The sequence below is a fragment of the Dermatobacter hominis genome (genome assembly GCF_020715685.1).
Classification (GTDB): Bacteria; Actinomycetota; Acidimicrobiia; order Acidimicrobiales; family Microtrichaceae; genus Dermatobacter; species Dermatobacter hominis.
Map to the genome: position 1 here is coordinate 45,184 of NZ_CP085840.1, position 23,161 is coordinate 68,344.

A 23,161-nucleotide genomic window follows, 5' to 3' on the forward strand; every position below is an offset into this window, starting at 1 on the left:
GACCGATGGCCCACAACCCGCAGAACTACCTCGCCGTCATCAAGGTGATCGGCGTCGGCGGAGGTGGCTGCAACGCGGTGAACCGGATGATCGACGCCGGGCTCAAGGGCGTGGAGTTCATCGCCATCAACACCGACGCCCAGGCGCTGCTCATGAGCGACGCCGACATCAAGCTCGACATCGGCCGTGAGCTGACCCGCGGGCTCGGCGCCGGCTCCGATCCCGAGGTCGGTCGCCAGGCCGCCGAGGACCACCGCTCCGAGATCGAGGAGGTGCTCCGCGGCGCCGACATGGTGTTCGTCACCGCGGGCGAGGGCGGCGGCACCGGCACCGGCGCGGCGCCCGTGGTCGCCGAGATCGGCAAGTCGCAGGGGGCCCTGACGATCGCCGTGGTCACCCGGCCGTTCGGCTTCGAGGGTCGTCGCCGCAGCGTCCAGGCCGACCAGGGCATCGGGAAGCTCAAGGAGAAGGTCGACACCCAGATCGTCATCCCGAACGACCGTCTGCTCACCGTCGCCAACGACAAGACCTCGGTGCTCAACGCCTTCAAGATGGCCGACGAGGTGCTCCTCCAGGGCGTCCAGGGCATCACCGACCTGATCACCACGCCGGGCCTGATCAACACCGACTTCGCCGACGTGCGCATGATCATGAACGACGCCGGCAGCGCGCTGATGGGCGTCGGCTACGCGACCGGTGAGGGCCGGGCGCTGCACGCCGCCCGCCAGGCGATCTCGTCGCCGCTGCTCGAGGCCGCGATCGACGGCGCCCGCGGGATCCTGCTCAACATCTCGGGTGGCTCGGACCTCGGCCTGTTCGAGGTCAACGAGGCGGCGCAGGTCATCCACGAGGTCGCGCACCCCGAGGCGAACATCATCTTCGGTGCGGTCATCGACGACGAGCTCGGCGACGAGGTCCGCATCACGGTGATCGCCGCGGGCTTCGAGCGCTGGGACGAGTCGAAGGGCAGCCGCCGGCCGTCGGGCGCGGCGAGCGGCGCCGCCCGCGAGGACGACCGCCCGAGCTCCATCGGCGACGTGTTCGCCGACAACGACGAGGACGAGCTGTTCGGCGGGGACGACGACTTCGACGTCCCGTCGTTCCTCAAGTGACCCCGCCCCGGGCCGTCCGGGCCCGAGCGACCAGGGCGGTCTGACCCCCGTGCCGCGCCGGGAGGTCCTCCACACCCCTGGACTGCCCTCCGCGCACCTCGCCTTCACCGACGCCTCCGACGGCGACCTGCGCGTGCCCGAACCGGGCCTGTCGGAGTCGCCCGAGGTCGCCGCACGCCGCCATCGCATCGCCCCGCACCCCTGGACGTGGCTGCGACAGGTGCACGGCCGGCGCGTCGTCGAGGCCGACGCCCCGGGGCTGTGGCAGGGCACCGAGGCCGATGCCGCCGTGTCGGCCACGCTCGGCACCGTGCTGTCGGTCCACACCGCCGACTGCGCCGGCGTCGTGTTCGTCGGCGACGGCGAGGACCCGGCGACCGAGGAGCCCATCCGGGTCGTCGGCGCCGCGCACGCCGGTTGGCGGGGCCTCCAGGACGGTGTGATCGAAGCGACCGTCGACGCGATGCGCCGGCTCGGGGCCAACTCCTTCACGTGGGACCTCGGCCCGTGCATCTCGCCGGCGGCCTACGAGTTCGGCGAGGCCGAGCTCGACCGGTTGTGCGACCAGCTCGGCGACGACCTTCGCGCCACCACGCTCGACGGCGCCCCCGCGCTCGACGTCCGGGCGGGGGTGCGCGCCGCGCTCCGCCGGGCCGGCGTCGACGCCGGCGCCGGGACCGGTCCCGACGTGGTGCCGTGCACCGCGCTCGACGAGGGCTTCTTCTCCTGGCGCGCCCGCCAGGACGCCGGCCGCCAGGCCGCGGTCGTCTGGCTCGCCCCCGACGACCACGACTACCCCTGGCACCCGTGACCACGCCGTCGGCGCCGGCCGACCCCGCCCTCGTCGAGCGCATCGCCGAGCGCGGCGAGTCGCTGCGGCGGCGGATCGCCGAGCGGACCGACCGCGACGTCACGGTCGTGTGCGTCACCAAGGCCCACCCGCCCGCGGTCGCGGCGGCCGCGCTCGCCGCGGGGTTCCGGGACCTCGGGGAGAACTACGCGCAGGAGCTGCGGGACAAGGCCGCGCCGGTGGCCGAGGTGGCCGAGGCGCTCGGGAGCGCCCCCGTGCGGTGGCACTTCATCGGCCGGCTGCAGACGAACAAGGTGCGGCTCATCGCGCCCGCGGTCTCCCTCTGGGAGTCGGTCGACCGGGCGTCGCTCGCCTCGCAGATCGCGGGCCGCGCCCCCGGCGCCGCGGTGCTGGTGCAGCTCGACCTCGCCGGCCTGCCCGACCGCGGGGGCTGCCCGCCCGACGAGGCGCCCGAGCTCGTGGCGCGCTGCCGCGAGCTGGGACTCGACGTCCGTGGCCTGATGGGCGTCGGCCCGCCGGGCGACCCGGAGCTGGCCCGGCCAGGGTTCCGCCGGCTCGTGGCGATGGCCGACGACCTGGGCCTGCCCGAGCGCTCGATCGGCATGAGCGCGGACCTCGACGTCGCGGTCGACGAGGGGGCGACGATCGTGCGGGTCGGGTCCGCGCTGGTCGGTCCGCGTCCGCCCCGGACGTGACCCCGGTCCCGCGGGCCCCGGGCTCGTCGGCCACGGCCCGGGGAAGGAGACGTCGGCGGGAGGTGGCCCGGCGGTCCATCCCCCCAGGGTCACCGCCACTACACTCCGCGGCCGAGGAGCGAGGATGTCGAACTTCATGAAGAACGCACGCTCCTGGCTCGGTCTGGGCCAGGACCCGTACTACGACACCGAGTACGCGGATCCGCCGCTCGACGACGAGTGGGTGGACGACGACGAGCCCGAGGACGACATCGTCGACGTCGCCCCGGCCGCGCCGGCGCCGACCCGGCCCCGTGCGGTGCCGCAGCGGCGGACCGCCGCGGGGCCGAACGTCCGCTCCGTCCCCGGTCCCGCGCCGAGCTCCGAGCCCGACGACGGCGACGGCGGCGTCCGCGTGATCGCGGCCACCCCGGGCACCGGCCCCGAGGTCGACCACACCCGCGGCGTGGTCCGGCCGCTCCCGGGCGTGGCCCGCCCCCACGTCGTGACGCCCCGCAGCTTCAACGACGTGCAGGAGGTGGCCGACACCTTCAAGCGCAACCAGCCGGTCATCCTCAACCTCCAGGGCGTCGACCGCGACCTCTCCCGTCGGCTCATCGACTTCGGTTCCGGCCTCTGCTACGGCCTCGAGGGGAACATGGAGCGCGTCACCGACCAGGTGTTCCTGCTGACGCCGCACGGTGCCGAGGTGTCCGACGACGACCGTCGGCGCATCCGCGAAGGCGGTCTGACCGCCGACGAGCGCTGATCCAGCCGGCGCGCTCCCGATGATCATCATCTCCTGGGCCCTGACGGCCCTGCTCATCCTGCTCGTCCTCCGCGCCGTGCTCAGCTGGTTCCCCCCAGGCGGCCCGGTGTTCGAGCAGATCAACAACATCGCCTACGTCTCGACCGAGTGGCTGCTCGCCCCGGTGCGGAGGGTGGTGCCCCCGCTGCAGCTCGGCGGCGTGGCCCTCGACCTGTCGTTCATGGTGGTGTTCGTCGTCATCCTGCTGCTGCAGGGCGTCGTCGCCTCTGCCGCCTGAACCGGTCACCTGCCGTTCACCCGTGCGGGAGCGCCGGGGGACCCGCTCCCCCCACGGACGGTGACATGACGGTTCGGTGACGGGCGTTCGGTGGGGACTAGCATCGCCCGCATGGATCTCACGCCGGAACTGTTCGAGAAGACCGAGTTCACCGAGCGGCGCAAGGGCTACGACATCGAGCAGGTCGAGACCTTCATGGAGGACGCCGGCACGGCCCTCGCGCAGCTGCTCGTGCGGGTCCGCCACACCGAGGAGCGCGCCGCGGTCGCCGAGAGCCGGCTGTCGGAGGCCGAGTCCCGCGCCGCCGCCGCCGAGGAGAAGGCCGGCGAGGTCCAGGCCCGGGCCCAGGCCGCCGTCGCCGAGGCGCAGGCCTCGGCCCGCAGCGCCAGCGCGATGAGCGAGGAGGCCGAGGTCGAGCAGGCCGCCCGCACGCTGCTGATGGCCCGCCGCACCGCCGAGCAGATGGAGGCCGACGCCCGCGGCCAGGCCCAGAACCTCCTCGTCGAGGCCAAGACGCGCGCCGACCGCCAGCTCGCCGAGGCCCAGGCCGAGGCCGAGGAGCTGATCCGCCGGGCCCGCACCCAGGCCGACAGCGAGTTCGCCGACCGCCGTGGGCGCGCCATGGAGGAGGTGCAGGTCCTCGAGAGCCGGCGCTCCCAGCTGGCCGACGTGATCACGCAGCTCGAGGCCCGGCTCGCCGGCTACCGCGAGGACCTGACCCGCACCGCCGAGGAGCTCACCCTCCTGGCCTCCGACCCCGACCGCCTCGGGGCCCGCCCGACGATGTCGATCCCGCCCGACGAGGTGATCGTCCAGCGCCCGTCGGAGCCGCTGTCAGTGCCCGAGCCCGCCGACGAGCCCGAGCCGGTTCGCAGCAGCGACTCGGTGGTCGAGGTCTCCTCCGTCGAGCCCGACCACGACCCCGTCGGACCGGCCGACGACGAGCCGTCGACCGAGGCACCGTCCACCGGTGCGCCGCAGGCCGCCGCGCAGGAGCGCGTCGTCGACTTCGACAAGGGCGCCGGCGACGGGCCGCCCACCGAGGCGGTCGACGCCGCCGACTCCGACTGGGGTCCGGGCAGCTGGTCCCGGCTCGAGACGTCGGGCGGGGTGCCGCCCGAGGAGACGATCTCCCTCGCCGACGAGCCGTCGCGCCAGACCGCGCCCCACATCATCGCCGAGCCGGTCACCGGCTCCGGCCGTGACCGCTACCTCCAGGACCTCGACGACGCCGTCAACGTGTCCGACGAGGACGACGAGGCGATGACCGCCTTCTTCGAGGGATCGGGCGAGACCCGCAACCGCCGCTTCGGCTGGCGGCGCTGACGCGGACGCGGCGCCCCCGCCCGCTCCCGCACCCGTCCCGTCGACCGGATCGCCCTGCCGCGCCGGTGGTCTGCCGCGCCGCGGGCCCGCGGCTAAGGTGCCCCGACCATTTGGACGACCCCATCACACGACCCGTCAGGGAAGGAGGCCGTTGATGGCGACCAAGCGCGCCGGATCGACCACCGCGAAGGCCCCCGTCAAGGCGACGGCGAAGAAGGCCCCCGCGAAGAAGGCCGCTCCGGCCAAGAAGGCGCCCGCCAAGGCGACGGCGAAGAAGGCCCCGGCGAAGAAGGCCGCTCCGGCCAAGAAGGCGGCGCCCGCGAAGAGCGCAGCGCCGGCGAAGAAGGCCGCACCCGCCAAGAGCGCGGCGCCGTCCAAGAAGCCGCCGGCGAAGAAGGTGGCGAAGAGCCCGTTCGACAAGGCGTTCCTCGACGCGCAGAAGGCGCTGCTGCTCGAGGAGCGGGCCACGCTGCACGAGCAGGCCGTGGCGCTCAAGGCCGAGGCCGACGCGCTGGCGTTCGACCGTGAGCCGGGCGACGTGCAGTTCGACGACGAGTCGGGCGAGGGCGACACGCTCGCCGTCGAGCGCGACTTCGACCTGGCCCGCGCCGCGCAGGCCCGCCAGACGATCGACGAGATCGACGCGGCGATCGAGCGCATCTCGAAGGGCACCTACGGCATCTGCGAGTACTCCGGCGAGCCGATCCCCAAGGAGCGCCTGAAGGCCATCCCGTGGGCGCGGGAGCGGGTCGAGTACAAGACCCGCAGCTTCCGCTGAGCGGATCCGCCATGACGTCCGCACGCAGGTGGACGATCGTCGGGCTCGTCGCGGCGTTCGTGCTGGCCCTCGACCAGCTGACCAAGGCGTGGGCGGTCGACCGGCTCAAGGGCCAGCTGCCGATCCACGTGATCTGGACGCTGCAGTTCAACTACGCCGAGAACACCGGCATGGCGTTCTCCCGCGGCACGGGCGCGGGCCGGTGGATCTCGCTGGTCGTGCTCGCCATCGTCGTCGGCCTCGTGCTGCTCGCCCGCAACGTCCGCTCGACGGTGGGCCTCGTGCTCATCGGCATCGTGGTGGGCGGGGCGTTCGGCAACCTGGTCGACCGCGTGTTCCGCGCACACGACGGGGTGCTGACCGGCGCGGTCGTCGACTGGATCGACGTGCAGTGGTGGCCGATCTTCAACATCGCCGACGCCGCCGTGGTGGTCGGCGGCATCCTCGTCGCCATCTTCCTGCTGCGCGAACCGGTCGAGGACGAACCGGAGCCCGCCGCGGCCTCGGCGGGCGCGCCGCCCGCCGAGGGGGCGACCCCGCCGGCTCCGGCACCGGCGTCGGACCCCGAGCCGAGCGCCGATCCCGGCCCGGCGGACGGGGCGGCCTGATGCCCGACGGTCCCGCCTTCCTCGACGAGACCGTCCCCGACCTCCTCGACGGCGAGCGCATCGACCGGGCGCTCTCGACGCTCGTGCCGTGCTCGCGCTCCGAGGCCGCCGACGCGCTCGCGGCCGGCCACGTGCGGGTCGGCGACCGGGTCGTGACCAAGCCGTCGCACCGGGTCGCCGCCGGCGACCACCTCGTGCTCGACGAGGACCCCATCCGCCGCGAGGAGCCCGTGGTCGCCGATGCGGAGGTCGAGCTGACCGTCCTGCACGCCGACGACGACATCATCGTCGTCGACAAGCCCGCCGGGCTCGTGGTCCACCCCGGGCCGGGCCACAAGGGGTCGACCCTCGTCCACGGCCTGCTGGCCCGGTTCCCGGACCTCGACCCGGCGACCGGCACCCTCGTCGGCGAACCCGACCGGCCCGGTCTCGTCCACCGGTTGGACCGCGGCACGTCGGGCCTGCTCGTCGTCGCCCGCACGCCCGATGCCCACGCCTCGCTCGTCGAGCAGCTCTCGACCCACGCCGTGGAGCGGACCTACACGGCGCTCGTCCGGGGCCACCCCGAGCACCGCCACGGGGTGATCGACGCGCCGATCGGGCGCTCCCGCCGCGACCCCCTGCGCATGACCGTGGCCGCCGACGGGCGCCCGGCCCGCACCCACTACCGCCTGGAGCACCAGTTCCACTCCGAGGCCGGGCCGGGGGACGGCACCGACCGCCCCGCCGAGGTCGCGCTCGTCACCTGCAACCTCGAGACCGGCCGGACCCACCAGATCCGGGTGCACCTGGCCTCGATCGGCCATCCCGTCGTCGGCGACCAGCTGTACGGCGGCCCCGAGCGCCGGCCCCACGTCGGTCGGCCGTTCCTGCACGCCCGCCAGCTCTCCTTCGTCCACCCGGGCACGGGCGACGAGGTCACGTTCACCTCGCCGATGCCGGCCGACCTCGCCGCCGTGCTCGACCGGCTCCGCCCCCCGCTCGACGCGTCGGAGCGGGCCCACGTCGGCGCCTGAGCGGGCGGGTGCCGGCGTTTGACCCGGCGGAGGCGCGGACAGGAGCATGACCCGATGCGCGCGCTGGTCATCCACGAGAGCCTCACCGGCAACACCCGGGCCGCCGCCCGGCTGATCGTCGCCGAGCTGCAGCGGGAGGGCTGGGAGGCGAGCGAGTGCTCCAGCCGCCAGGTCGACCTCGGCGCACTGCAGCAGGCCGACGTCGTGGTCGTCGGGACGTGGGTCGACGGGCTCGTCCTGTTCGGGCAGCGCCCGGGCGGCGCCGGCAAGCTCGCCAGGCTCCCGCTGCTCGGGGGCAAGCCGACCTACGTCTACGTCACCTACGCGATCGACCCCGGCCGCACGCTCGACAAGCTGACGGCCGAGATCACCGAGCGCCGCGGCGACGTGCAGGGCGGCATGGTCATCAAGCGCGGTCGCCTCGAGGAGGGCAGCGCCGAGTTCGCCCGCCGGGTCATCGAGGCGTCGGCCGACCTCGCCGCAGCCGAACTCGACCGGGCTGACCTCGACCCGGCCGACCGGGCGGATGCCGAGCCCGCCGAGGCCTGATCGCGCCCCGGTGGGGGAGGCGCGGGGAGCTCAGACGGGCTCGGCGGCCTCGCCCGGCCAGGCCCGCTCGCCGTTGGCCACGGCGCCGAGGTGGGCGAGCGTGTAGCCCTCGAGCAGCTGCTTCATGCGGCCGCCGACGTCGTGCCACACCGCGAGCAGGACGCACTGGCCCTCGTGGTCGCACGCCCCGTCGGTGTGGGGCTGGCCGAAGTCGCCGGCCTGGATGGGGCCGTCCACGGCCGAGACGATCTGCGCCAGGTCGATGTCCTCGGGGTCCCGCGCCAGCACGTAGCCGCCGCCCACGCCCCGCTTCGAGCGCACGAGCCCGGCGCCCTTGAGCGCCAGCAGGATCTGCTCCAGGTACGGCTGGGGGAGCCCGGTGCGCTCGGCGATGTCGCGGACGGAGGTGGGACCGTCCTCGCGGTGCAGCGAGAGCGACAGGAGGGCGCGACAGGCGTAGTCGCCGCGTGTGGAGACCTTCACCCGGTTCATGGTACGCATGTGTCCGACTCCGCCGGATGACGCCGCTCAGCGACGGCGGCCATTGACGACGGAGTTCGCTGGTGGGCCGCTAGCGTTCATGACGGTTGCCGACAAGGAGCCAGCGGTGGTGGACGATCCGGTGCTGCCCGACTATGAGGGCGCGTGCACCTGCAACGTGATGAGCCCTCTGGTCGAGGATCCCGACCGCGTCCCCGCATGGTTCCCCGACGGGGTCGCGGGCGCCGACCAGGTCGTCCTGTGGGTCCTCGACGGCCTCGGCTGGGAGCAGATGCAGGAGCGCCTCGCCGGCCTCCGCGGCTTCCCCCTCATGAACGGCGTGCCGATCACCACGATCGCGCCGACCACCACGGCGACCGCCCTGACGTCGATCAGCACCGGCCTCCCGCCCGGCGAGCACGGCGTCATCGGCTACCGCATGGCGGTCGAGGGCGACGACAACCTCAACGTCCTCCGCTGGACCACCTCGAAGGGCGACGCCCGCGAGTCGATCCCGCCCGAGTCGGTCCAGCACGACGTGGCCTTCGAGGGCCAGCGCCCGCCCGTCGTGGTGCGGGCCGAGTTTCGCGACACCGGCTTCACCCGGGCCCACCTCGGCGGCTGCCGGCACGTGCCCTACCGGATGCCGTCGACGCTGGTCGCCGAGATCCTCCACCAGGTCCACGCCGGCGAGCCGTTCGTGTACGCGTACTACGACGGCATCGACAAGGTCGCCCACGAGTACGGCCTCGGCACCGTGTACGACGCCGAGCTGATCTTCGTCGACCGGATGGTCGAGTACCTGGTCGAGGAGCTCCCGCCGGGCGTGGCGCTCGTGATCACCTCCGACCACGGCCAGGTCGACGTTGGCGACCGCGTCTTCCCGCCGCACCCCGAGGTCCTGAGCCACGTCCGCCACCAGTCGGGCGAGGCCCGGTTCCGGTGGCTGCACGCCGTCCCCGGCGCCGAGGCCGACCTGCTGGCCGCAGCCCAGCACCACCACGGCCACGAGGCGTGGGTGGTGACGCGCGAGCAGGTCGTCGACGAGTGCTGGTTCGGCCCGAAGGTCCTGCCCGGCCCGCTGTCGCGGCTGGGCGACGTGGCGCTCGTGGCCCGGGCGCCGATCGCGTTCGAGGACCCGATGGACACGGGTCCGTTCCACCTCATCGGCCGCCACGGGTCCATGACCCCGGCCGAGGTGTACGTCCCGCTGCTCGTCGCCCGCACCGGCTGAGCCGACCCCCGCAGCCGCCGACGAGACGGTCCCCGCAGCCGCCGTCGCCGGGCTCCCGGGGCGGTTGGCGCGGCGTGCCGGCCGGGGGAGTGGGCCCGACCCGGCGGGGTAGGGTCCCGGCCATGTCCGACGATCCCACCACGCCGTCCGAGGTGCTCGCGCCCGACTCGATCGAACCGCCCACCGGGGCGCACCCCGTGTCGCCCGCGGTGGCCGGCGCCGCAGCCGACGGGGCGTCGGGCAGGGACGGCGAGGGCGAGGACGAGGTCCCCGACGTCAACTCGCCCGCCAAGATCATCCGCATCGGCGCCATGGTGAAGCAGCTGCTCGAGGAGGTGCGCACCACGTCGCTCGACGAGGCGTCCCGCGGTCAGCTGCGCGACATCTACGAGCGGTCGCTCGACCAGCTGAAGTCCTCGCTGTCGCCCGAGCTGGCCGAGGAGCTGACCGAGCTCAGCTTCGACTTCCCCGAGGGCTCGGTGCCCTCCGAGACCGAGCTGCGCATGGCCCAGTCCCAGCTGGTCGGCTGGCTCGAGGGCCTGTTCCACGGCATCCAGGCCGCGCTCGTGGCCCAGCAGATGTCGGCGCGCCAGCAGCTCGAGGGCATGCGGGGCCAGCTGATGCAGGGTCCCGGCGGCCCGCAGCCCACGCCGACCCCCGGCGGTCCCGGCTACATCTGACCGGCCGCGAGCCCGCCGTCGCCCTGCCCTGGGCGGCACCCCGCTCGGGTGCCCGGCGCCGGCCCTCGCGGGCCCGCGGTGGCGGTGCGGACCGTCACGGTCGCGCGCGAGACTCGGAGCTGAATCACAGCCGTGTCGTTCGTCGGCCGCCGTCCCCCGGACCGCGGCCGGCCGTGAGCCAGGGAGGCCGCCAAGGTGCCGGACTCGTTCGTCCACCTGCACCAGCACACCGAGTACTCGATGCTCGACGGCGCGGCCCGGATCGGCGACGTCGTGGCCTCAGCGGTGGCCGACGGCCAGCCGGCCATGGGCATCACCGACCACGGCAACATGTACGGGATCCTGGACTTCTACAAGGAGTGCAGGAAGCAGGGCGTCACGCCGATCATCGGCACCGAGGCCTACATGGCCCACGACTCCCGCTTCGAGCGGCCGCCCCGCCGCGGCCGCGTCGACGACTCGGGTGGCGAGGTCGACGGCGGCAAGAAGCTCTACTACCACCTGACCCTGCTCGCCGAGAGCGACGTCGGCTACAAGAACCTGATCCAGCTGGCCAGCCGGGCCTACATGGAGGGCTACTACTACAAGCCCCGCGTCGACTGGGACACGCTCGCCGAGCACCACGAGGGCGTGATCGCCACCACCGGCTGCCTCGGCGGCCACGTGCTCCAGTCGCTCATGAACGAGGGCTTCGACGCCGCGCTCGAGAAGGCGGCGCGCCTGCAGGACATCTTCGGCCGCGACAACCTCTTCGTCGAGATCCAGGACCACGGCATCCCCGAGCAGCACCGCACCAACCCGCAGCTGCTCGAGATCGCCAAGAAGATCCAGGCCCCGCTGCTCGCCACGAACGACAGCCACTACGTGCACCGGGGCGACGCCGTCGCCCACGACGCCCTGCTGTGCGTGCAGACCGCATCGCTCATGAGCGATCCGGACCGCTTCAAGTTCCACGGCGACGAGCACTACCTGAAGACCGCCCAGGAGATGCGCCACCTGTTCTCGGAGGTGCCCGAGAGCTGCGACAACACGCTCTGGATCGCCGAGCGCTGCAACGTCGAGATCGACTTCGGCAACCCGCAGCTGCCGAACTTCCCTTTGCCCGAGGGCTTCACCGACGACGCCGAGTACCTCGAGCACCTCACGTTCGAGGGCGCTCGCCAGCGCTGGGGGGAGCAGCTGCCCGACAACGTCGTCGAGCGCCTGGCCTACGAGCTCAAGGTCATCGGCGACATGGGCTTCAGCTCCTACTTCCTGATCGTGTGGGACCTGATCAAGCACGCCCGTGACACCGGGATCCGCGTCGGTCCGGGTCGCGGCTCGGCGGCGGGCTGCGCGGTCGCCTACACGCTGTGGATCACCGACCTCGATCCCATCAAGTACGACCTGCTGTTCGAGCGCTTCCTCAACCCGAGCCGCATCTCGATGCCCGACATCGACATGGACTTCGACTCCCGATACCGGGACGAGATGATCCGCTACGCGGCGGAGCGCTACGGCCGGGACCACGTCGCGCAGATCGTCACGTTCTCCACGATCAAGGCCCGCGCCGCGGTGCGCGACGCCGCCCGCGTGCTGGGCAAGCCGTACATCGTGGGCGACAAGGTGGCGAAGGCGATGCCGCCGCTGATCATGGGTCGCGACACGCCGCTCTACGCCTGCCTGGAGGAGCACCCGAAGTTCGTCGACGGCTACAAGATGGCCGGCGAGCTGCGCGACATGTACCACACCGACCCCGAGATCAAGGAGGTCGTGGACGTCGCCAAGGGGCTCGAGGGCCTGCGCCGGGGCGACGGCATCCACGCCGCCGCGGTGGTGATCACCAAGGAGCCGCTCACCGAGTACCTCCCCATCCAGCGCAAGCCCGAGGCGGGCGTGGACATCGAGGACGCGCCGGTCGTCACGCAGTACGAGATGCACGGCGTCGAGGAGCTGGGCCTCCTCAAGATGGACTTCCTCGGCCTGCGGAACCTGGACGTCATCTCCGACACGCTGGAGCTGATCGAGCGCACCCGGGGCATCACGGTCGACATCGACAACGTGGATCTGGCCGACGGCCCCACCTACGAGCTGCTGCGCCGGGCCGACACGATCGGCGTGTTCCAGCTGGAGGGCGGCCCCATGCGGGCGCTGATCCGGTCGCTCGCACCCACGGAGTTCGAGGACGTCGCCGCGCTCGTGGCCCTCTACCGCCCGGGTCCGATGGCGGCCAACATGCACACCGACTACGCGGACCGCAAGAACGGCCGCCAGGAGATCGCCTACCTCCACCCGGACGCCGAGGAGATCCTCGGTGACACATACGGGCTGTGCCTGACCGGCGACACGACCGTCATCGAGGCGCGTTCGGGTCGGCCGACCCGCCTCGACGAGATCGACCCGTCGGAGGGCTTCTGGGTGCAGGGCGTCGACGGCGATCTGCGCCTCGACGTGCGGCAGGTCACGCACTGGGTGGACAACGGCGTGCGTGACACCGTGACGCTGACGCTCGCGAACGGGATGACGCTGACCGGCACGCCGGACCATCCGGTGCTGACCGCGCGGGGGTGGGTCGGCCTCGGCGAGCTGACCGAGGACGACCGCGTCGCCACGTCGGCGAACTTGTACGTGAGCGACACATGGGAGGCCGGTGGCGTACAAGTCCCACGGGCCCTGGCGAACTCGTACGTGAGCGACCCCGTGGGAGTCGGTGGCGTACAAGTTCCCCCGGCAGGTTCGGGTGGCGCCACGACGCTGGAGCGGGATCGCGGCATCGAGTGGACCGGGGTGACGTCGGTCGTGCCGTCCGGTCGGCAGCGGGTGTTCGACATCACGGTCGACGAGATCCACAACTTCGTCGCCAACGGGATCGTCGCCCACAACTGCATCTACCAGGAGGGGATCATGCGGATCGCGCAGCGGTTCGCCGGGTACTCCCTCGCCGACGCTGACAACCTCAGGAAGGCCTGCGGGAAAAAAGTTCGGGAGCTCATCGCCAAGGAGCGGACCAAGTTCGTCGAGGGGTGCGAGGCCACCGGCTACGGCGCAGATCTGGGCACCGCGTGGTTCGACATCATCGAGCCGTTCGCGGACTACGCGTTCAACAAGAGCCACTCGTACGGCTACGGCTTCGTCGCCTACCAGACGGCCTACCTCAAGGCGAACTACCCGGCCGAGTACCTCTCGGCGCTGCTGACCAGCGTCAAGAGCAGCCTGGAGAAGGCCGCGATCTACCTCGCCGAGTGCCGGGCGATCGGGATCGAGGTCACGGTCCCCGACGTCAACCGCTCGCTGTCGGACTTCGCCCCGGTGGTCCCCGAGCCGAACGGCGACGGCGCCACGGCCGACACCGGATCGAGCCAGATCCTCTTCGGGCTCTCCGCCGTGCGCAACGTCGGCGAGGGCCTCGTCGAGCTGATCCTGGCCGAACGGGACGAGAACGGGCCGTTCGAGGACTTCTACGACTTCTGCCAGCGCGTCAACACCCAGGTGCTGAACAAGCGCACGATCGAGTCGCTGATCAAGGCGGGCGGCTTCGACTCCATGGGTCATCCCCGCCAGGGCCTGCTCACCGTGTTCGAGCAGATCGTCGACGCCACCATCGCCCGCCGCAAGGAGCACGACATGGGCGTCATGTCGCTGTTCGGCGAGATCGAGGACGGCCCGGCGTTCGACGAGCGCATCAAGATCCCCGACGTCGAGTTCGACAAGAAGCAGCGCCTGGCCTTCGAGAAGGAGATGCTCGGCCTGTACGTGTCGGACCACCCGCTGCTCGGGGCGGAGCAGGCGCTGAAGCGCAAGGTCGACTGCAACGTGCTCGAGCTGAACGACCTCGAGGACGGCACGCAGCGCACGATCGGCGGCGTGATCACCGGCCTCCAGCGGAAGTGGACCAAGAAGGGCGACCTGATGGCCGTCTTCGTCCTCGAGGACCTGCAGGGCTCGGTCGAGGTGATGGTCTTCCCGAAGACGATGGCCCAGATCGGCCACCTGCTCGTCGAGGACGCCGTGGTCGTCACGACCGGGCGGGTCGACAAGCGCGACGAGACCGCCAAGTTCATCCCCCGGGAGCTCGAGCTGTTCGAACCCCAGCTCGACGAGCACCCGCCGCTGCGCCTGCACCTCCCGCCGTCGCGCCTCGACGACGACACGATCGTGCGGCTCCAGGAGCTGATCGGCGACTTCCCGGGCGAGTCCGAGGTCCACATCCTGCTCGGCGAGCGCCAGGTCCTGCGCCTGTCCGACGAACACCTGGTGAACACGCAGAGCGGCATCATCGGCGAGCTCCGCGCGCTGCTCGGCCACGAGTCGGTCGTCCTCTGATCCCTGCGCCGGCGGCCCGCATCCCCTGCGTTCTGCGGGGGAGCGACGGGTGCCGCGAGTTGCACAGGGGGTCCCGGGCGGACTGAACTAGTGCAACCACTCGTGCACCCAGAAACGGGTCCACGACCCCCGCGAAGGGGCGTGACGACACCTCAGGGAGAACATGCATGGCGCTCGACGTCACGACCAAGGACTGCACCGCTCTGAGTGATGCGGAACTGGCCGAGATGGCCGACCTCTGCGCCGACGGGGGCATCTGCTACGAGATCGGCACCCTGTCGAAGCAGGTCGCGGACTGGGTGCTCGTCACCCAGGTGAGGGAGGGGAACCTCTTGCGGGGCTTCTCCTTCTCCACGCTGGAGCGGATCGGTGGCACGCCGTGCGTCCTGCTCGGCCTGGCCGAGGTCAAGCGCACCTCCAAGCGGGACAGCGTCCTCAAGGCGGTCATCAGCGACAACCTCCGCCGGGCGCTCATGGCGTTCCCCGACGAGGACGTGCTCGTCGGCACCCGCATGTGCGACCCCGCCGGCTTCGAGGCGTTCAAGGTCCTCGTCGACGTCATCCCCCGTCCGGGCCACAAGGCCTCCGGCGAGGAGCGGGCCTGGGGTCGCCGCCTGGCCAAGCGCTTCGAGATCGATCCCGAGCGCTACGACGACCAGACGTTCACGATCACCGGCGACGGCGCCAGCCCGCTCGTGCTCGACCACGAGTCGCTCAAGCCCGAGAAGACCGATCCCGACGTCGCCGCCCAGTTCGACGGCCTCGACCGCGAGCGCGGCGACTGCCTGGTGACCTTCGGCTGGGTGATGGCCGAGGAGCTCCTCAAGTACGGGTGACCGACCCGAACGCCGGTCCGGCAGACGGCGCGCCGACGTTCGCGTCGGTGCTGGCCGGCCGGCGCATGTGCCGCGACTTCCTGGCCGATCCCGTCCCCGACGACGTGCTCCGGCGCGTCCTCGCCGCTGCGTTCCGCGGACCCAGCGCCGGCAACACGCACGCCGTGGACCTCGTCGTCCTGACCGGCGACGACACCGCCCGGCACTGGGACATCACGCTCCCGCCGGCGCGCCGCGACGACTTCCCGTGGCCCGGGCTGCTGCGCGCCCCGGTCCTGGTCGAGGTCGTGGTCGACCCGTCGGCCTACGTGGAGCGCTACGGGCGCGCCGACAAGGCGGCCACCGGTCTCGGCGACGGCGAGTCGGCGTGGGACGTGCCGTTCTGGTTCGTCGACGGCGGCGCCGCGGTCATGGCGGTCCTGCTCGCCGCCGAGGCCGAGGGGCTGGGCGCGCTGCTCTTCGGGCTGTTCGACCACGAGCGGCCGGTGCTCGACGAGCTGGGGGTGCCCGGCGGTCGTCGAGCGGTCGGCACGGTCGCGCTCGGGTGGCCGGCGCCGGGCGGGCGGCGACCGTCGCGCTCGGCCGGCGCGGGCCGGCCCTCACCCGAGGACCACGTCCACCTGAGCAGGTGGTGAGGCCGCCGCGGTAGGTTCGCCGGCGATGATGCAGCGCTTCTGGTCCTGGCTCGCGGTCAACCTGGGCAAGCACGCCATCGTCGTCACGGCGGTGCTGGCGGCGTTCACGATCCTGATCGGCACGGGCGTCACCCAGCTCGAGTTCGCGACGGGCCAGGACAGCTACCTGAACTCCGACGACCAGGTCTACAAGGACAACGTCGTCTACCAGGACCTGTTCGGCGGCGAGGCGATGCTCTCGGTCATCACGATGGACGAGGGCCACACCGTCGACGAGCTGTTCACGCAGGAGGGCCTCGACACGTTCGCCTCGGTGACGTCCGAGGTCGAGGGCACCGACGGCGTGCAGGGCGTGATCTCGCCCGTGACGGCGCTCCAGTTCAGCTCCGACCTCGTGAAGGCGCCCGAGGGCGGCACGCCGCTCGACTCGATCGCCGCCAAGGCCCTGACCCACGCCACCGAGGTGGCCGAGACGTCGGGTGACACCGCCAGCGCCGAGGCCCGCACCGCCGACACGGGCGAGACGGCGGCCCGGCTGCTCGCCGTCCCCGCGGACCAGCAGGTGCTGTCGAACCCCGAGTGGGTGAAGTTCCTGCTCTACGACAACGAGGGTGGGATCCGGAAGGCGCTGCGGCCGTTCTTCCCCGACGACACCCACGCGCTCATGATCAGCCGCCTCGACGGCAACATGTCGATCGAGGACGAGGGCACGACCTCCGACGCGGTCGTCGCCGCGACCAAGGCTCTGGAGTTCCCGGACACCAGCGTCGTCACCACGGGCGCACCCGTCCTGCTCAAGGACATCAACGACTACCTCAAGGGCGGCATGCTCACGCTCGGCGCGATCGCGATCGTGGTGATGATCGTGATCCTGCTGCTGTTCTTCAGCGTGCGGTGGCGGTTGCTCCCGCTGGCGGTGGTGCTCGTCGGGGTGGTGTGGGCCTTCGGCCTGGCCGGGTACCTGGGCATCCCGCTGACGTTGGTCACGATCGCCGGCCTGCCGGTCATGTTGGGCATCGGCATCGACTACGCGATCCAGATGCACTCGCGGATCGAGGAGGAGGTGATCATCGACCACTCCACGCATCCGATCCAGGAGGCCGCCAGAGGCTTGGGCCCGGCGCTGCTCGTCGTGACGTTCGACGCGGTGTTCGCCTTCCTGGCGCTGCAGATCTCGCACGTGCCGATGGTCCGGGCCTTCGGCTGGCTGCTCACGGTCGGCATCGTCGCGATCTGCGTCAGCTCGATCCTCAACCCGCTCGCCATCCTCGGCATGCGGGAGTACCGGAGCCCGACGAAGGCCCGCGACTTCAGCGAGGGCCGGCTCGGTCGGATGGTCGTGAAGATGGGCAGCCTCCCCGGCGGGTGGGCCATCCCCCTGGCCGTCGTGTCGGTCGCGGTGTTCGTGCTGGGCAGCGTCGTCGAACCCGAGATCAAGCTGGAGACCGACCCGGTCAACTGGGTGAGCCAGGACAGCGACGTCGTCAAGGACCTCCGAACCGTGGAGCGCGAGGTCGGCGGCTCGTCCGAGCTCGGCATCTTCGTGGAGTCCGACTCCGACGGCTCGAGCCTCTACACCGACGACGTGGTGTCGACCTTGGACGAGTTCCAGCGCTCGACGCTGGAGGAGCACCCCGACGTGCTCCTGATCGGCTCGGGGATCATCACGACGCTCTCGGACCTGACCGAGGTGCCGGGCGCGGCCCACGTGTCGCCGACGGCGGAGTCGGTCCAGGCGGCCTGGGACATCGCGCCCGACGGCATCAAGTCGTCGACCGCGTCACCCGACGGCGACGCGCTCAACCTCATCTACCTGACCAAGCCGACGTCGCTCGAGGAGCGGGCCGAGGTCGTCAACGACATCCGGGACGACGCGGTGGCGCCCGAGGGCACCCGGCTGACGCCGTCGGGCCTGGCCGTGGTGGGCGTGGGCCTGCTCGAGAACCTGGAGGCCAACCTCACGCAGCTCACGTGGGTCGCCGCCGGGCTGGTCTTCCTGTTCCTGCTGATCCGCCTTCGGTCCTTCACCCGGTCGCTGCTGTCGATGGTGCCGGTGCTGGTGGCGTCGGGCCTGGCGACGATCGCCATCTGGGCGCTGGGCATCGAGCTCAGCCCGATGACGGCCATCGGCGGCCCGCTCGTGGTGGCCACCTGCACGGAGTTCACGTCGCTGATCCTCCTCCGCTACCTCGAGGAGCGGCGCCGCGGGCTGGAGCCCCGGGCCGCGATCGACGTGACCGCGGCCCGCACCGGCCGGGCGTTCATCGTCTCGGCGCTGACGGCCGTCGCCGGCGTGGCGGTCATCTCGTTCTCGTCGCTGCCGCTCCTGCGCAACTTCGGCATCTTCATGGCGCTCAAGATCACGATCGCCCTGCTGGCGGCGCTCATCGTCCTGCCGCCGCTCATCATCTGGGCCGACAAGCGGGGCTGGGTCTCCAAGGGGATGCTCGACCACGAGGTCGAGCCGTTCCTCGACGTCCCCGACAGCAAGGCCGACGAGCCCGCGCCGGTCTGAGCCCGCTCCGACCAGGGCCGGCTACCAGGGCGGGCGCGGAGGGCGATCAGCGCGGGGCGCGGAGCGCGTCGGCGAGCGCGGCGGGGTCGCTGATCGGCGCCTCGCAGGTGTGGTCCCGGCAGACGTAGGCGCGACCGTCGGCGCCGGAGTCGTGGCGGCCCTCCCAGAGCGGGCCGTCGAGCGGCTCGCCCCACGAGAGCACGGTGATCGGACGGAAGGCCCGGTGGGCGACGGCGACGAGGTCGGGCCGATCGCCGCTGATCACCAGCTCGGTCAGCCCGTACGCCTCCATCTGCAGCGCCCAGAGGAGGTTGCCGAACCCGAGCGGGTGGCGGGCCACGACGGCGCCGAGCGCCCGGAGGATGGCCGCGCCACGCTCGGACCAGCGCGGGTCGCCGGTGAGCGCGCCGAGGCGGAGGAAGCCGGTGGCGGCCAGGCTGGCGCCTGACGGCGTGGCGTTGTCCATCACCTCGCGGGGGCGCACCAGGAGGTCGGGGGCGTCGGTGCCCGTCGACCACACCGTGCCGTCGTCGTCGACGAACAGGGTGTCGAGCGCGTCGGCGACGGCGACCGCCTCGTCGAGCCATCGGCGCTCGCCGGTGGCCTCCGAGAGCGAGAGGAAGGCGTCGAGCAGGGCGCCGTGGTCGGCGGCGTACGCGAGGTGGCGCGCCCGACCGGCCCCGTCGGTGCCCGCGCCGGCCTCTCCGCCGTCCTCGAGGCTGCCGTCTCGGCCGCCGGCCTGCCACGACCGCAGCCACCGCCCGGGCCCGGCCCCGTCCTCGGGTGCGCCCTCGGCGCCCGCCCGCAGCTCCCGGCACAGGAACTCGGCCGTCCGCACGGCCTCGGCGACCCAGTCCGCGCGCCCGAGCGCCGCGCCCGCCTCGGCCAGCGCGGCGACGAAGAGGGCGTTCCACTCCGTGAGCACCTTGTCGTCGAGCCCGGGTCGGGGGCGCTCCGAGCGGGCGGCGAGCAGCGCGATGCGGGCCGCCTCGATCTCGTCGGGCCGGGCGAGGTCGCCCCGGGCGTGCAGGCGGTTGGGGATCGAGGCGCCCTCGAAGTTCCCGCCCGCGGTGATCCCGTACCACTCGAGCGTCGCCTCGGTGCGCTCGCCGAGGCCGGCGGCGTCGAGCGCCTCGGCGACCTGCGTCGGCGTCCAGACGTAGAACGCACCCTCCTCGGCGTGGTCGCTGCCCGCGCTCGGCAGCGAGTCCGCGTCCTCGGCCGAGTAGCGGCCGCCGTCGGGGTGCGACAGGTCGCGCAGGACGTAGTCGACGATGGCGGCGGCGACGTCGGCGAAGCGCTGCTCGCCGGTGACCTGCGCGGCGTGGGCGTAGACCCGCAGCAGCAGCGCGTTGTCGTAGAGCATCTTCTCGAAGTGCGGCACGAGCCACTGGCGGTCGACCGAGTAGCGGCTGAAGCCGCCGCCGAGGTGGTCGTGGATGCCGCCGGCGGCCATGGCGTCGAGCGACGTGACGACCGCACCGATCGCGGCGGCCGAGCCCGACCGGGCGTGCTGGCGCAGCAGGTGGTCCAGGCTCATCGTCTGCGGGAACTTCGGGGCCCGGCCGAAGCCGCCCCAGTCGGCGTCGAACGCCGCGAGCAGGCCCATCGTCGCCTCGTCGAGCTCCGCGGTCCCGGGCGAGGCGCCCTCGGGCGGGACGCCGACGCCGCGGCGGAGCGACTCCGTGAGGCGCTCGGCCTGCTCGAGCAGCTCGTCCCGGCGACCGGCCCAGGCCTCGTGCACCGCCTGCAGCACCTGCGTGAAGGCGGGCTGGCCGTGACGGGGATCGGGCGGGAAGTAGGTGCCGCAGAAGAATGGCCGGCCGTCGGGGTCGGCGAACACGGTCATGGGCCAGCCGCCGTGGCCGGTCATCGCCTGGGTGGCCTCCATGTACACGGCGTCGACGTCGGGCCGCTCCTCCCGGTCGACCTTGATCGGCACGAACCAGTCGTTGACGAGCGCCGCCACCGCAGGGTCCTCGAAGCTCTCGTGCGCCATGACGTGGCACCAGTGGCAGGAGGAGTACCCCACGGACAGCAGGACGGGTCGATCGGTCTCCCGGGCCAGTGCGAAGGCCTCGTCGCCCCAGGGCCACCAGTCGACGGGGTTGTCGGCGTGCTGGCGCAGGTAGGGGCTCGTCTGATCGGCGAGGCGGTTGGGCATCGCGCCAACCTACGTGCCGGTCCCCGATCCGGGGCGCAGGGGTGGGAATCGCCCGGGACCCCGGCAGGCTGGGTCATGCACAAGCCCGCCGACCTCATCAACCAGGCCGCCACCGTGCTCGCCGGCATCGACGAGCCCATCCGAGCCGCCGGCATCTTCGGCCACGCGAACCCGTCGAACCTGGAGCTCGCCGTCGCCGGCGGGGCGGCGGCGAGCGTCCCCGGCTCGAGCGACCCGCTCCTCGGCGCCGTGGCGAACGTGACGGCCATGCAGGCGGTGGCGACCGCGGATGCCGCCCGGGACGGGCTCACCGTGCGGATGCTCCTCGCCGTCACCGACTCGCGGATCTTCGTCCTGGACTGGGCGACCGGAGACGGCGCGACGCGGGTCCTGGCGACCCTCGACCGGGCCACGACCGACATCGAGGTCCGGCACTTCGGCCTGAGCCGGCGCGTCGAGCTCACCGACCACGCCTCGGGCCGGGTGCTGCACCTCGTCGGGGCGACCGCCGCGTTCAGCCCCGAGGCCGCCGGCGACAAGGCCGTGCTGCGGGTGCTCGACCCGTCCTGAGCGCCCCCGCTCACCTCGTCCCGAGTCGTTCTGTGATGCCAGACACGTCGATCCCGACGTAACGAGCATCACAGAACGGGCGGCGGGGTTCAGGCGGTGCGCTGCGCCTCGGCCATGTCGCTGACGGCGCCGACGAGCTCGACCAGCTCGGGCCCGGCCTTGGCCGGGCTGCCGGCGTCGAACGGCGGCTGCGGGTCGTACTCGATGCCGAGCTGCACCGCCCGGGCGATGTCGTCGCCGGCCAGCGTGGCCGTCAGCGTGAGCGCGAGGTCGATCCCGGCCGAGACGCCCGCGCCGGTCAGGTACTTGCCGTCGGCGACGATGCGGTCCTCGGCGTAGGTGGCGCCGAAGCCCTCGAGCAGCTCGGCGTAGTGCCAGTGCGTCGTCGCCCGGCGGCCCTCCAGCAGCCCGGCGGCGCCGAGCAGCAGCGAGCCCGTGCACACCGACGTCGTCCACGTCGTGGTGGCGTCCGCAGCCCGGATCCACTCGACGATCGGCGTGCCCGGACGCATCAGCGCCCGCGTGCCGAACCCGCCGCCCACCAGCAGCACGTCGGGCGACGGCACGTCGTCGAACGTGTGCTCGACGTCGAGGTGGACGAGCCCGTTGTCGTCGCTCAACCGACCGCGCTCGGCGGCGCAGACGACGACCTCGACGTCGGGCACGAGGGTCAGCACCTGGTACGGCCCGATGACGTCGAGCAGCGTGAGGTCCGGGTACAGGGCGATGGCGATCTGGGTGGGCACGGCGGTCTCCTGGTCGGGTCGGGTGATCGGGACGGTCAGCTGCGGGCGAAGTGCTGGCGGTAGCGGTCGGGCGTGGTGCCGAGGTGGCGGCGCACGGCGCGGTGGAGCCGCTCGGGGCTGCGCAGCCCCACCTCGCGGGCCACGCCGGCGACCGTGAGGTCCGTCGTCTCGAGGAGCCGGCGGGCGGCCTCGAGGCGGAGCGACTCGACGTAGGCGGCCGGGGTCGTGCCGGTCTCGTCTCGGAAGGCCCGGGCGAAGGTGCGCTCGCTCATGCCGGCGCGGTCGGCCAGGGCCGGCACCGACAGGTCGTCCGCGAGGTGGTCGGCCATCCAGTGCTGGAGGTCCCGCAGCTCGCGACGCCGGGCCGGCCGGGCCGTCGTCCGGGCGCTGAACTGCGACTGGCCGCCCGGCCGCTGGGCGAACACGACGAGCCAGGCCGCCACCTGGTGGGCGAGGTCGATGCCGTGGTCCTCCTCGACGAGCGCGAGGGCCAGGTCGATGCCGGAGGTGACCCCGGCGGAGGTCCAGACGTCGCCGTCGCGGACGTAGATCGGGTCCTCCTCGACGACGGTGGTGGGGGAGAGCTCGGCGAGCTCGTCCACCGAGGCCCAGTGGGTGGTGGCGCGCCGATCCCGGAGCAGCCCCGCATCGGCGAGCAGCAGGGCGCCGGTGCACACCGAGGTCACCCGCTGCGCCCGGTCGGCGAGGGCCACGAGCCCGTCGCGCACCGCCTCGTCGCCGAGTCGGTCCCGCACGCCGAGCCCGCCGACCACCACGAGCGTGTGGAGGTCGGCGGCCCTGCCTGCCTCCTGGGCGGCGGCCCGGGCTGCCTCGGGGGCGTCGAGCACGTCGGCGAACGACGCATCGGGCAGCACCGTCACGGCGCTGTCGGAGCGGACCGCCGCACCGTCGGGGCTCACCACGACGTTCCGGTACCGCGGCGAGGCGCCCAGCAGGTTGGCGGTCCGGAACACCTCGACGGGTCCGGCGAGGTCGAGCAGGTGGAGGCGGTCGACGACGACGTGGACCACGGTGCGCTGCGGTGTCTCCCGTACGGCCATGGCTCCATCGTCGGCGCG

Annotated in this window: 21 protein-coding genes; 17 read left to right on the forward strand and 4 right to left on the reverse strand. The window is 72.7% G+C overall.

Annotated elements, in window-relative coordinates; translation table 11 throughout:
* Positions 1-5 precede the first annotated feature (5 nt).
* The 10 genes from ftsZ (at position 6) to LH044_RS00275 (ending at position 7,920) form a co-directional block, all read left to right on the forward strand.
* Positions 6-1,112, forward strand: coding sequence for a cell division protein FtsZ (gene ftsZ, locus LH044_RS00230; protein ID WP_227757785.1), 1,107 nt, complete (start codon positions 6-8; stop codon positions 1,110-1,112).
* A gap of 49 nt (positions 1,113-1,161) precedes the next feature.
* Complete coding sequence (locus tag LH044_RS00235; protein ID WP_227757786.1) at positions 1,162-1,923, forward strand: purine nucleoside phosphorylase YfiH/LACC1 family protein; 762 nt, start codon at positions 1,162-1,164, stop codon at positions 1,921-1,923.
* On the forward strand, positions 1,920-2,618 hold the full coding sequence (locus LH044_RS00240) for a YggS family pyridoxal phosphate enzyme (RefSeq protein ID WP_227757787.1): 699 nt from the start codon (positions 1,920-1,922) through the stop codon (positions 2,616-2,618). The genes LH044_RS00235 and LH044_RS00240 overlap by 4 nt, the downstream gene beginning before the upstream one ends.
* Positions 2,619-2,742: 124 nt before the next feature.
* Positions 2,743-3,366, forward strand: coding sequence for a cell division protein SepF (locus LH044_RS00245; protein ID WP_227757788.1), 624 nt, complete (start codon positions 2,743-2,745; stop codon positions 3,364-3,366).
* 19 nt (positions 3,367-3,385) lie between these two features.
* Positions 3,386-3,643: a YggT family protein gene (locus LH044_RS00250; RefSeq protein WP_227757789.1), complete on the forward strand. Its 258-nt coding sequence runs from the start codon at positions 3,386-3,388 to the stop codon at positions 3,641-3,643.
* A 111-nt stretch (positions 3,644-3,754) separates the two neighbouring features.
* Positions 3,755-4,969, forward strand: a complete 1,215-nt coding sequence (locus LH044_RS00255) for a DivIVA domain-containing protein (protein ID WP_227757790.1) — start codon at positions 3,755-3,757, stop codon at positions 4,967-4,969.
* 154 nt (positions 4,970-5,123) lie between these two features.
* Entirely contained in the window at positions 5,124-5,747 is a 624-nt protein-coding gene (locus LH044_RS00260; RefSeq protein ID WP_227757791.1) for a TraR/DksA family transcriptional regulator, read from the forward strand.
* Between the two features lie 11 nt (positions 5,748-5,758).
* The gene (locus LH044_RS00265) at positions 5,759-6,355 is read left to right on the forward strand and encodes a signal peptidase II (RefSeq protein WP_227757792.1); all 597 of its coding nucleotides are present in this window, start codon (positions 5,759-5,761) and stop codon (positions 6,353-6,355) included.
* Complete coding sequence (locus LH044_RS00270; RefSeq protein ID WP_227757793.1) at positions 6,355-7,371, forward strand: RluA family pseudouridine synthase; 1,017 nt, start codon at positions 6,355-6,357, stop codon at positions 7,369-7,371. The genes LH044_RS00265 and LH044_RS00270 overlap by 1 nt, the downstream gene beginning before the upstream one ends.
* Before the next feature lie 54 nt (positions 7,372-7,425).
* A complete protein-coding gene (locus tag LH044_RS00275; RefSeq protein WP_227757794.1) occupies positions 7,426-7,920 on the forward strand; it encodes a flavodoxin family protein in 495 nt (164 codons plus the stop codon).
* Positions 7,921-7,950: 30 nt separating this feature from the next.
* Here the strand turns inward: LH044_RS00275 and LH044_RS00280 are convergent, their stop codons facing one another.
* Positions 7,951-8,403, reverse strand: a complete 453-nt coding sequence (locus tag LH044_RS00280; protein WP_227757795.1) for an RrF2 family transcriptional regulator — start codon at positions 8,401-8,403, stop codon at positions 7,951-7,953.
* 97 nt (positions 8,404-8,500) lie between these two features.
* On the opposite strand from LH044_RS00280, the gene LH044_RS00285 reads away from it, so the two are divergent.
* The 6 genes from LH044_RS00285 (at position 8,501) to LH044_RS00310 (ending at position 18,602) form a co-directional block, all read left to right on the forward strand.
* On the forward strand, positions 8,501-9,634 hold the full coding sequence (locus LH044_RS00285; RefSeq protein WP_227757796.1) for an alkaline phosphatase family protein: 1,134 nt from the start codon (positions 8,501-8,503) through the stop codon (positions 9,632-9,634).
* 122 nt (positions 9,635-9,756) lie between these two features.
* The gene (locus tag LH044_RS00290; protein ID WP_304512032.1) at positions 9,757-10,314 is read left to right on the forward strand and encodes a proteasome activator; all 558 of its coding nucleotides are present in this window, start codon (positions 9,757-9,759) and stop codon (positions 10,312-10,314) included.
* A gap of 195 nt (positions 10,315-10,509) precedes the next feature.
* Positions 10,510-14,616, forward strand: coding sequence for a DNA polymerase III subunit alpha (locus LH044_RS00295; RefSeq protein ID WP_227757797.1), 4,107 nt, complete (start codon positions 10,510-10,512; stop codon positions 14,614-14,616).
* A gap of 167 nt (positions 14,617-14,783) precedes the next feature.
* Positions 14,784-15,452 (forward strand): hypothetical protein, encoded by a 669-nt coding sequence (locus LH044_RS00300; RefSeq protein WP_227757798.1) that lies wholly within the window; start codon positions 14,784-14,786, stop codon positions 15,450-15,452.
* Positions 15,449-16,087 (forward strand): nitroreductase family protein, encoded by a 639-nt coding sequence (locus LH044_RS00305; protein WP_227757799.1) that lies wholly within the window; start codon positions 15,449-15,451, stop codon positions 16,085-16,087. Before LH044_RS00300 ends, LH044_RS00305 begins: the two co-directional genes overlap by 4 nt.
* A 25-nt stretch (positions 16,088-16,112) precedes the next feature.
* Entirely contained in the window at positions 16,113-18,602 is a 2,490-nt protein-coding gene (locus tag LH044_RS00310) for an efflux RND transporter permease subunit (protein WP_227757800.1), read from the forward strand.
* Between the two features lie 46 nt (positions 18,603-18,648).
* On the opposite strand, the gene LH044_RS00315 is transcribed toward LH044_RS00310, so the two are convergent.
* Entirely contained in the window at positions 18,649-20,766 is a 2,118-nt protein-coding gene (locus LH044_RS00315) for a thioredoxin domain-containing protein (RefSeq protein ID WP_227757801.1), read from the reverse strand.
* A 75-nt stretch (positions 20,767-20,841) separates the two neighbouring features.
* Between LH044_RS00315 and LH044_RS00320 the strand changes: the two genes are divergently transcribed.
* Complete coding sequence (locus LH044_RS00320) at positions 20,842-21,336, forward strand: hypothetical protein (RefSeq protein ID WP_227757802.1); 495 nt, start codon at positions 20,842-20,844, stop codon at positions 21,334-21,336.
* A gap of 89 nt (positions 21,337-21,425) precedes the next feature.
* On the opposite strand, the gene LH044_RS00325 is transcribed toward LH044_RS00320, so the two are convergent.
* Together LH044_RS00325 and LH044_RS00330 are read right to left on the reverse strand one after the other, a co-directional pair.
* Positions 21,426-22,082 (reverse strand): DJ-1/PfpI family protein, encoded by a 657-nt coding sequence (locus LH044_RS00325; protein ID WP_227757803.1) that lies wholly within the window; start codon positions 22,080-22,082, stop codon positions 21,426-21,428.
* 35 nt (positions 22,083-22,117) lie between these two features.
* A complete protein-coding gene (locus tag LH044_RS00330) occupies positions 22,118-23,143 on the reverse strand; it encodes a GlxA family transcriptional regulator (RefSeq protein WP_227757804.1) in 1,026 nt (341 codons plus the stop codon).
* Positions 23,144-23,161 lie beyond the last annotated feature (18 nt).

Excerpts from the sequence above, each read along its gene's own strand:
- LH044_RS00245 (WP_227757788.1), top strand. The coding sequence starts at position 2,743 with ATGTCGAACTTCATGAAGAACGCACGCTCCTGGCTCGGTCTGGGCCAG.
- ftsZ (WP_227757785.1), top strand. The coding sequence starts at position 6 with ATGGCCCACAACCCGCAGAACTACCTCGCCGTCATCAAGGTGATCGGC.
- LH044_RS00275 (WP_227757794.1), top strand. The coding sequence starts at position 7,426 with ATGCGCGCGCTGGTCATCCACGAGAGCCTCACCGGCAACACCCGGGCC.
- LH044_RS00290 (WP_304512032.1), top strand. The coding sequence starts at position 9,757 with ATGTCCGACGATCCCACCACGCCGTCCGAGGTGCTCGCGCCCGACTCG.
- LH044_RS00260 (WP_227757791.1), top strand. The coding sequence starts at position 5,124 with ATGGCGACCAAGCGCGCCGGATCGACCACCGCGAAGGCCCCCGTCAAG.
- LH044_RS00320 (WP_227757802.1), top strand. The coding sequence starts at position 20,842 with ATGCACAAGCCCGCCGACCTCATCAACCAGGCCGCCACCGTGCTCGCC.
- LH044_RS00255 (WP_227757790.1), top strand. The coding sequence starts at position 3,755 with ATGGATCTCACGCCGGAACTGTTCGAGAAGACCGAGTTCACCGAGCGG.
- LH044_RS00330 (WP_227757804.1), bottom strand. The coding sequence starts at position 23,143 with ATGGCCGTACGGGAGACACCGCAGCGCACCGTGGTCCACGTCGTCGTC.
- LH044_RS00285 (WP_227757796.1), top strand. The coding sequence starts at position 8,501 with ATGACGGTTGCCGACAAGGAGCCAGCGGTGGTGGACGATCCGGTGCTG.
- LH044_RS00270 (WP_227757793.1), top strand. The coding sequence starts at position 6,355 with ATGCCCGACGGTCCCGCCTTCCTCGACGAGACCGTCCCCGACCTCCTC.
- LH044_RS00315 (WP_227757801.1), bottom strand. The coding sequence starts at position 20,766 with ATGCCCAACCGCCTCGCCGATCAGACGAGCCCCTACCTGCGCCAGCAC.
- LH044_RS00250 (WP_227757789.1), top strand. The coding sequence starts at position 3,386 with ATGATCATCATCTCCTGGGCCCTGACGGCCCTGCTCATCCTGCTCGTC.
- LH044_RS00310 (WP_227757800.1), top strand. The coding sequence starts at position 16,113 with ATGATGCAGCGCTTCTGGTCCTGGCTCGCGGTCAACCTGGGCAAGCAC.
- LH044_RS00265 (WP_227757792.1), top strand. The coding sequence starts at position 5,759 with ATGACGTCCGCACGCAGGTGGACGATCGTCGGGCTCGTCGCGGCGTTC.
- LH044_RS00300 (WP_227757798.1), top strand. The coding sequence starts at position 14,784 with ATGGCGCTCGACGTCACGACCAAGGACTGCACCGCTCTGAGTGATGCG.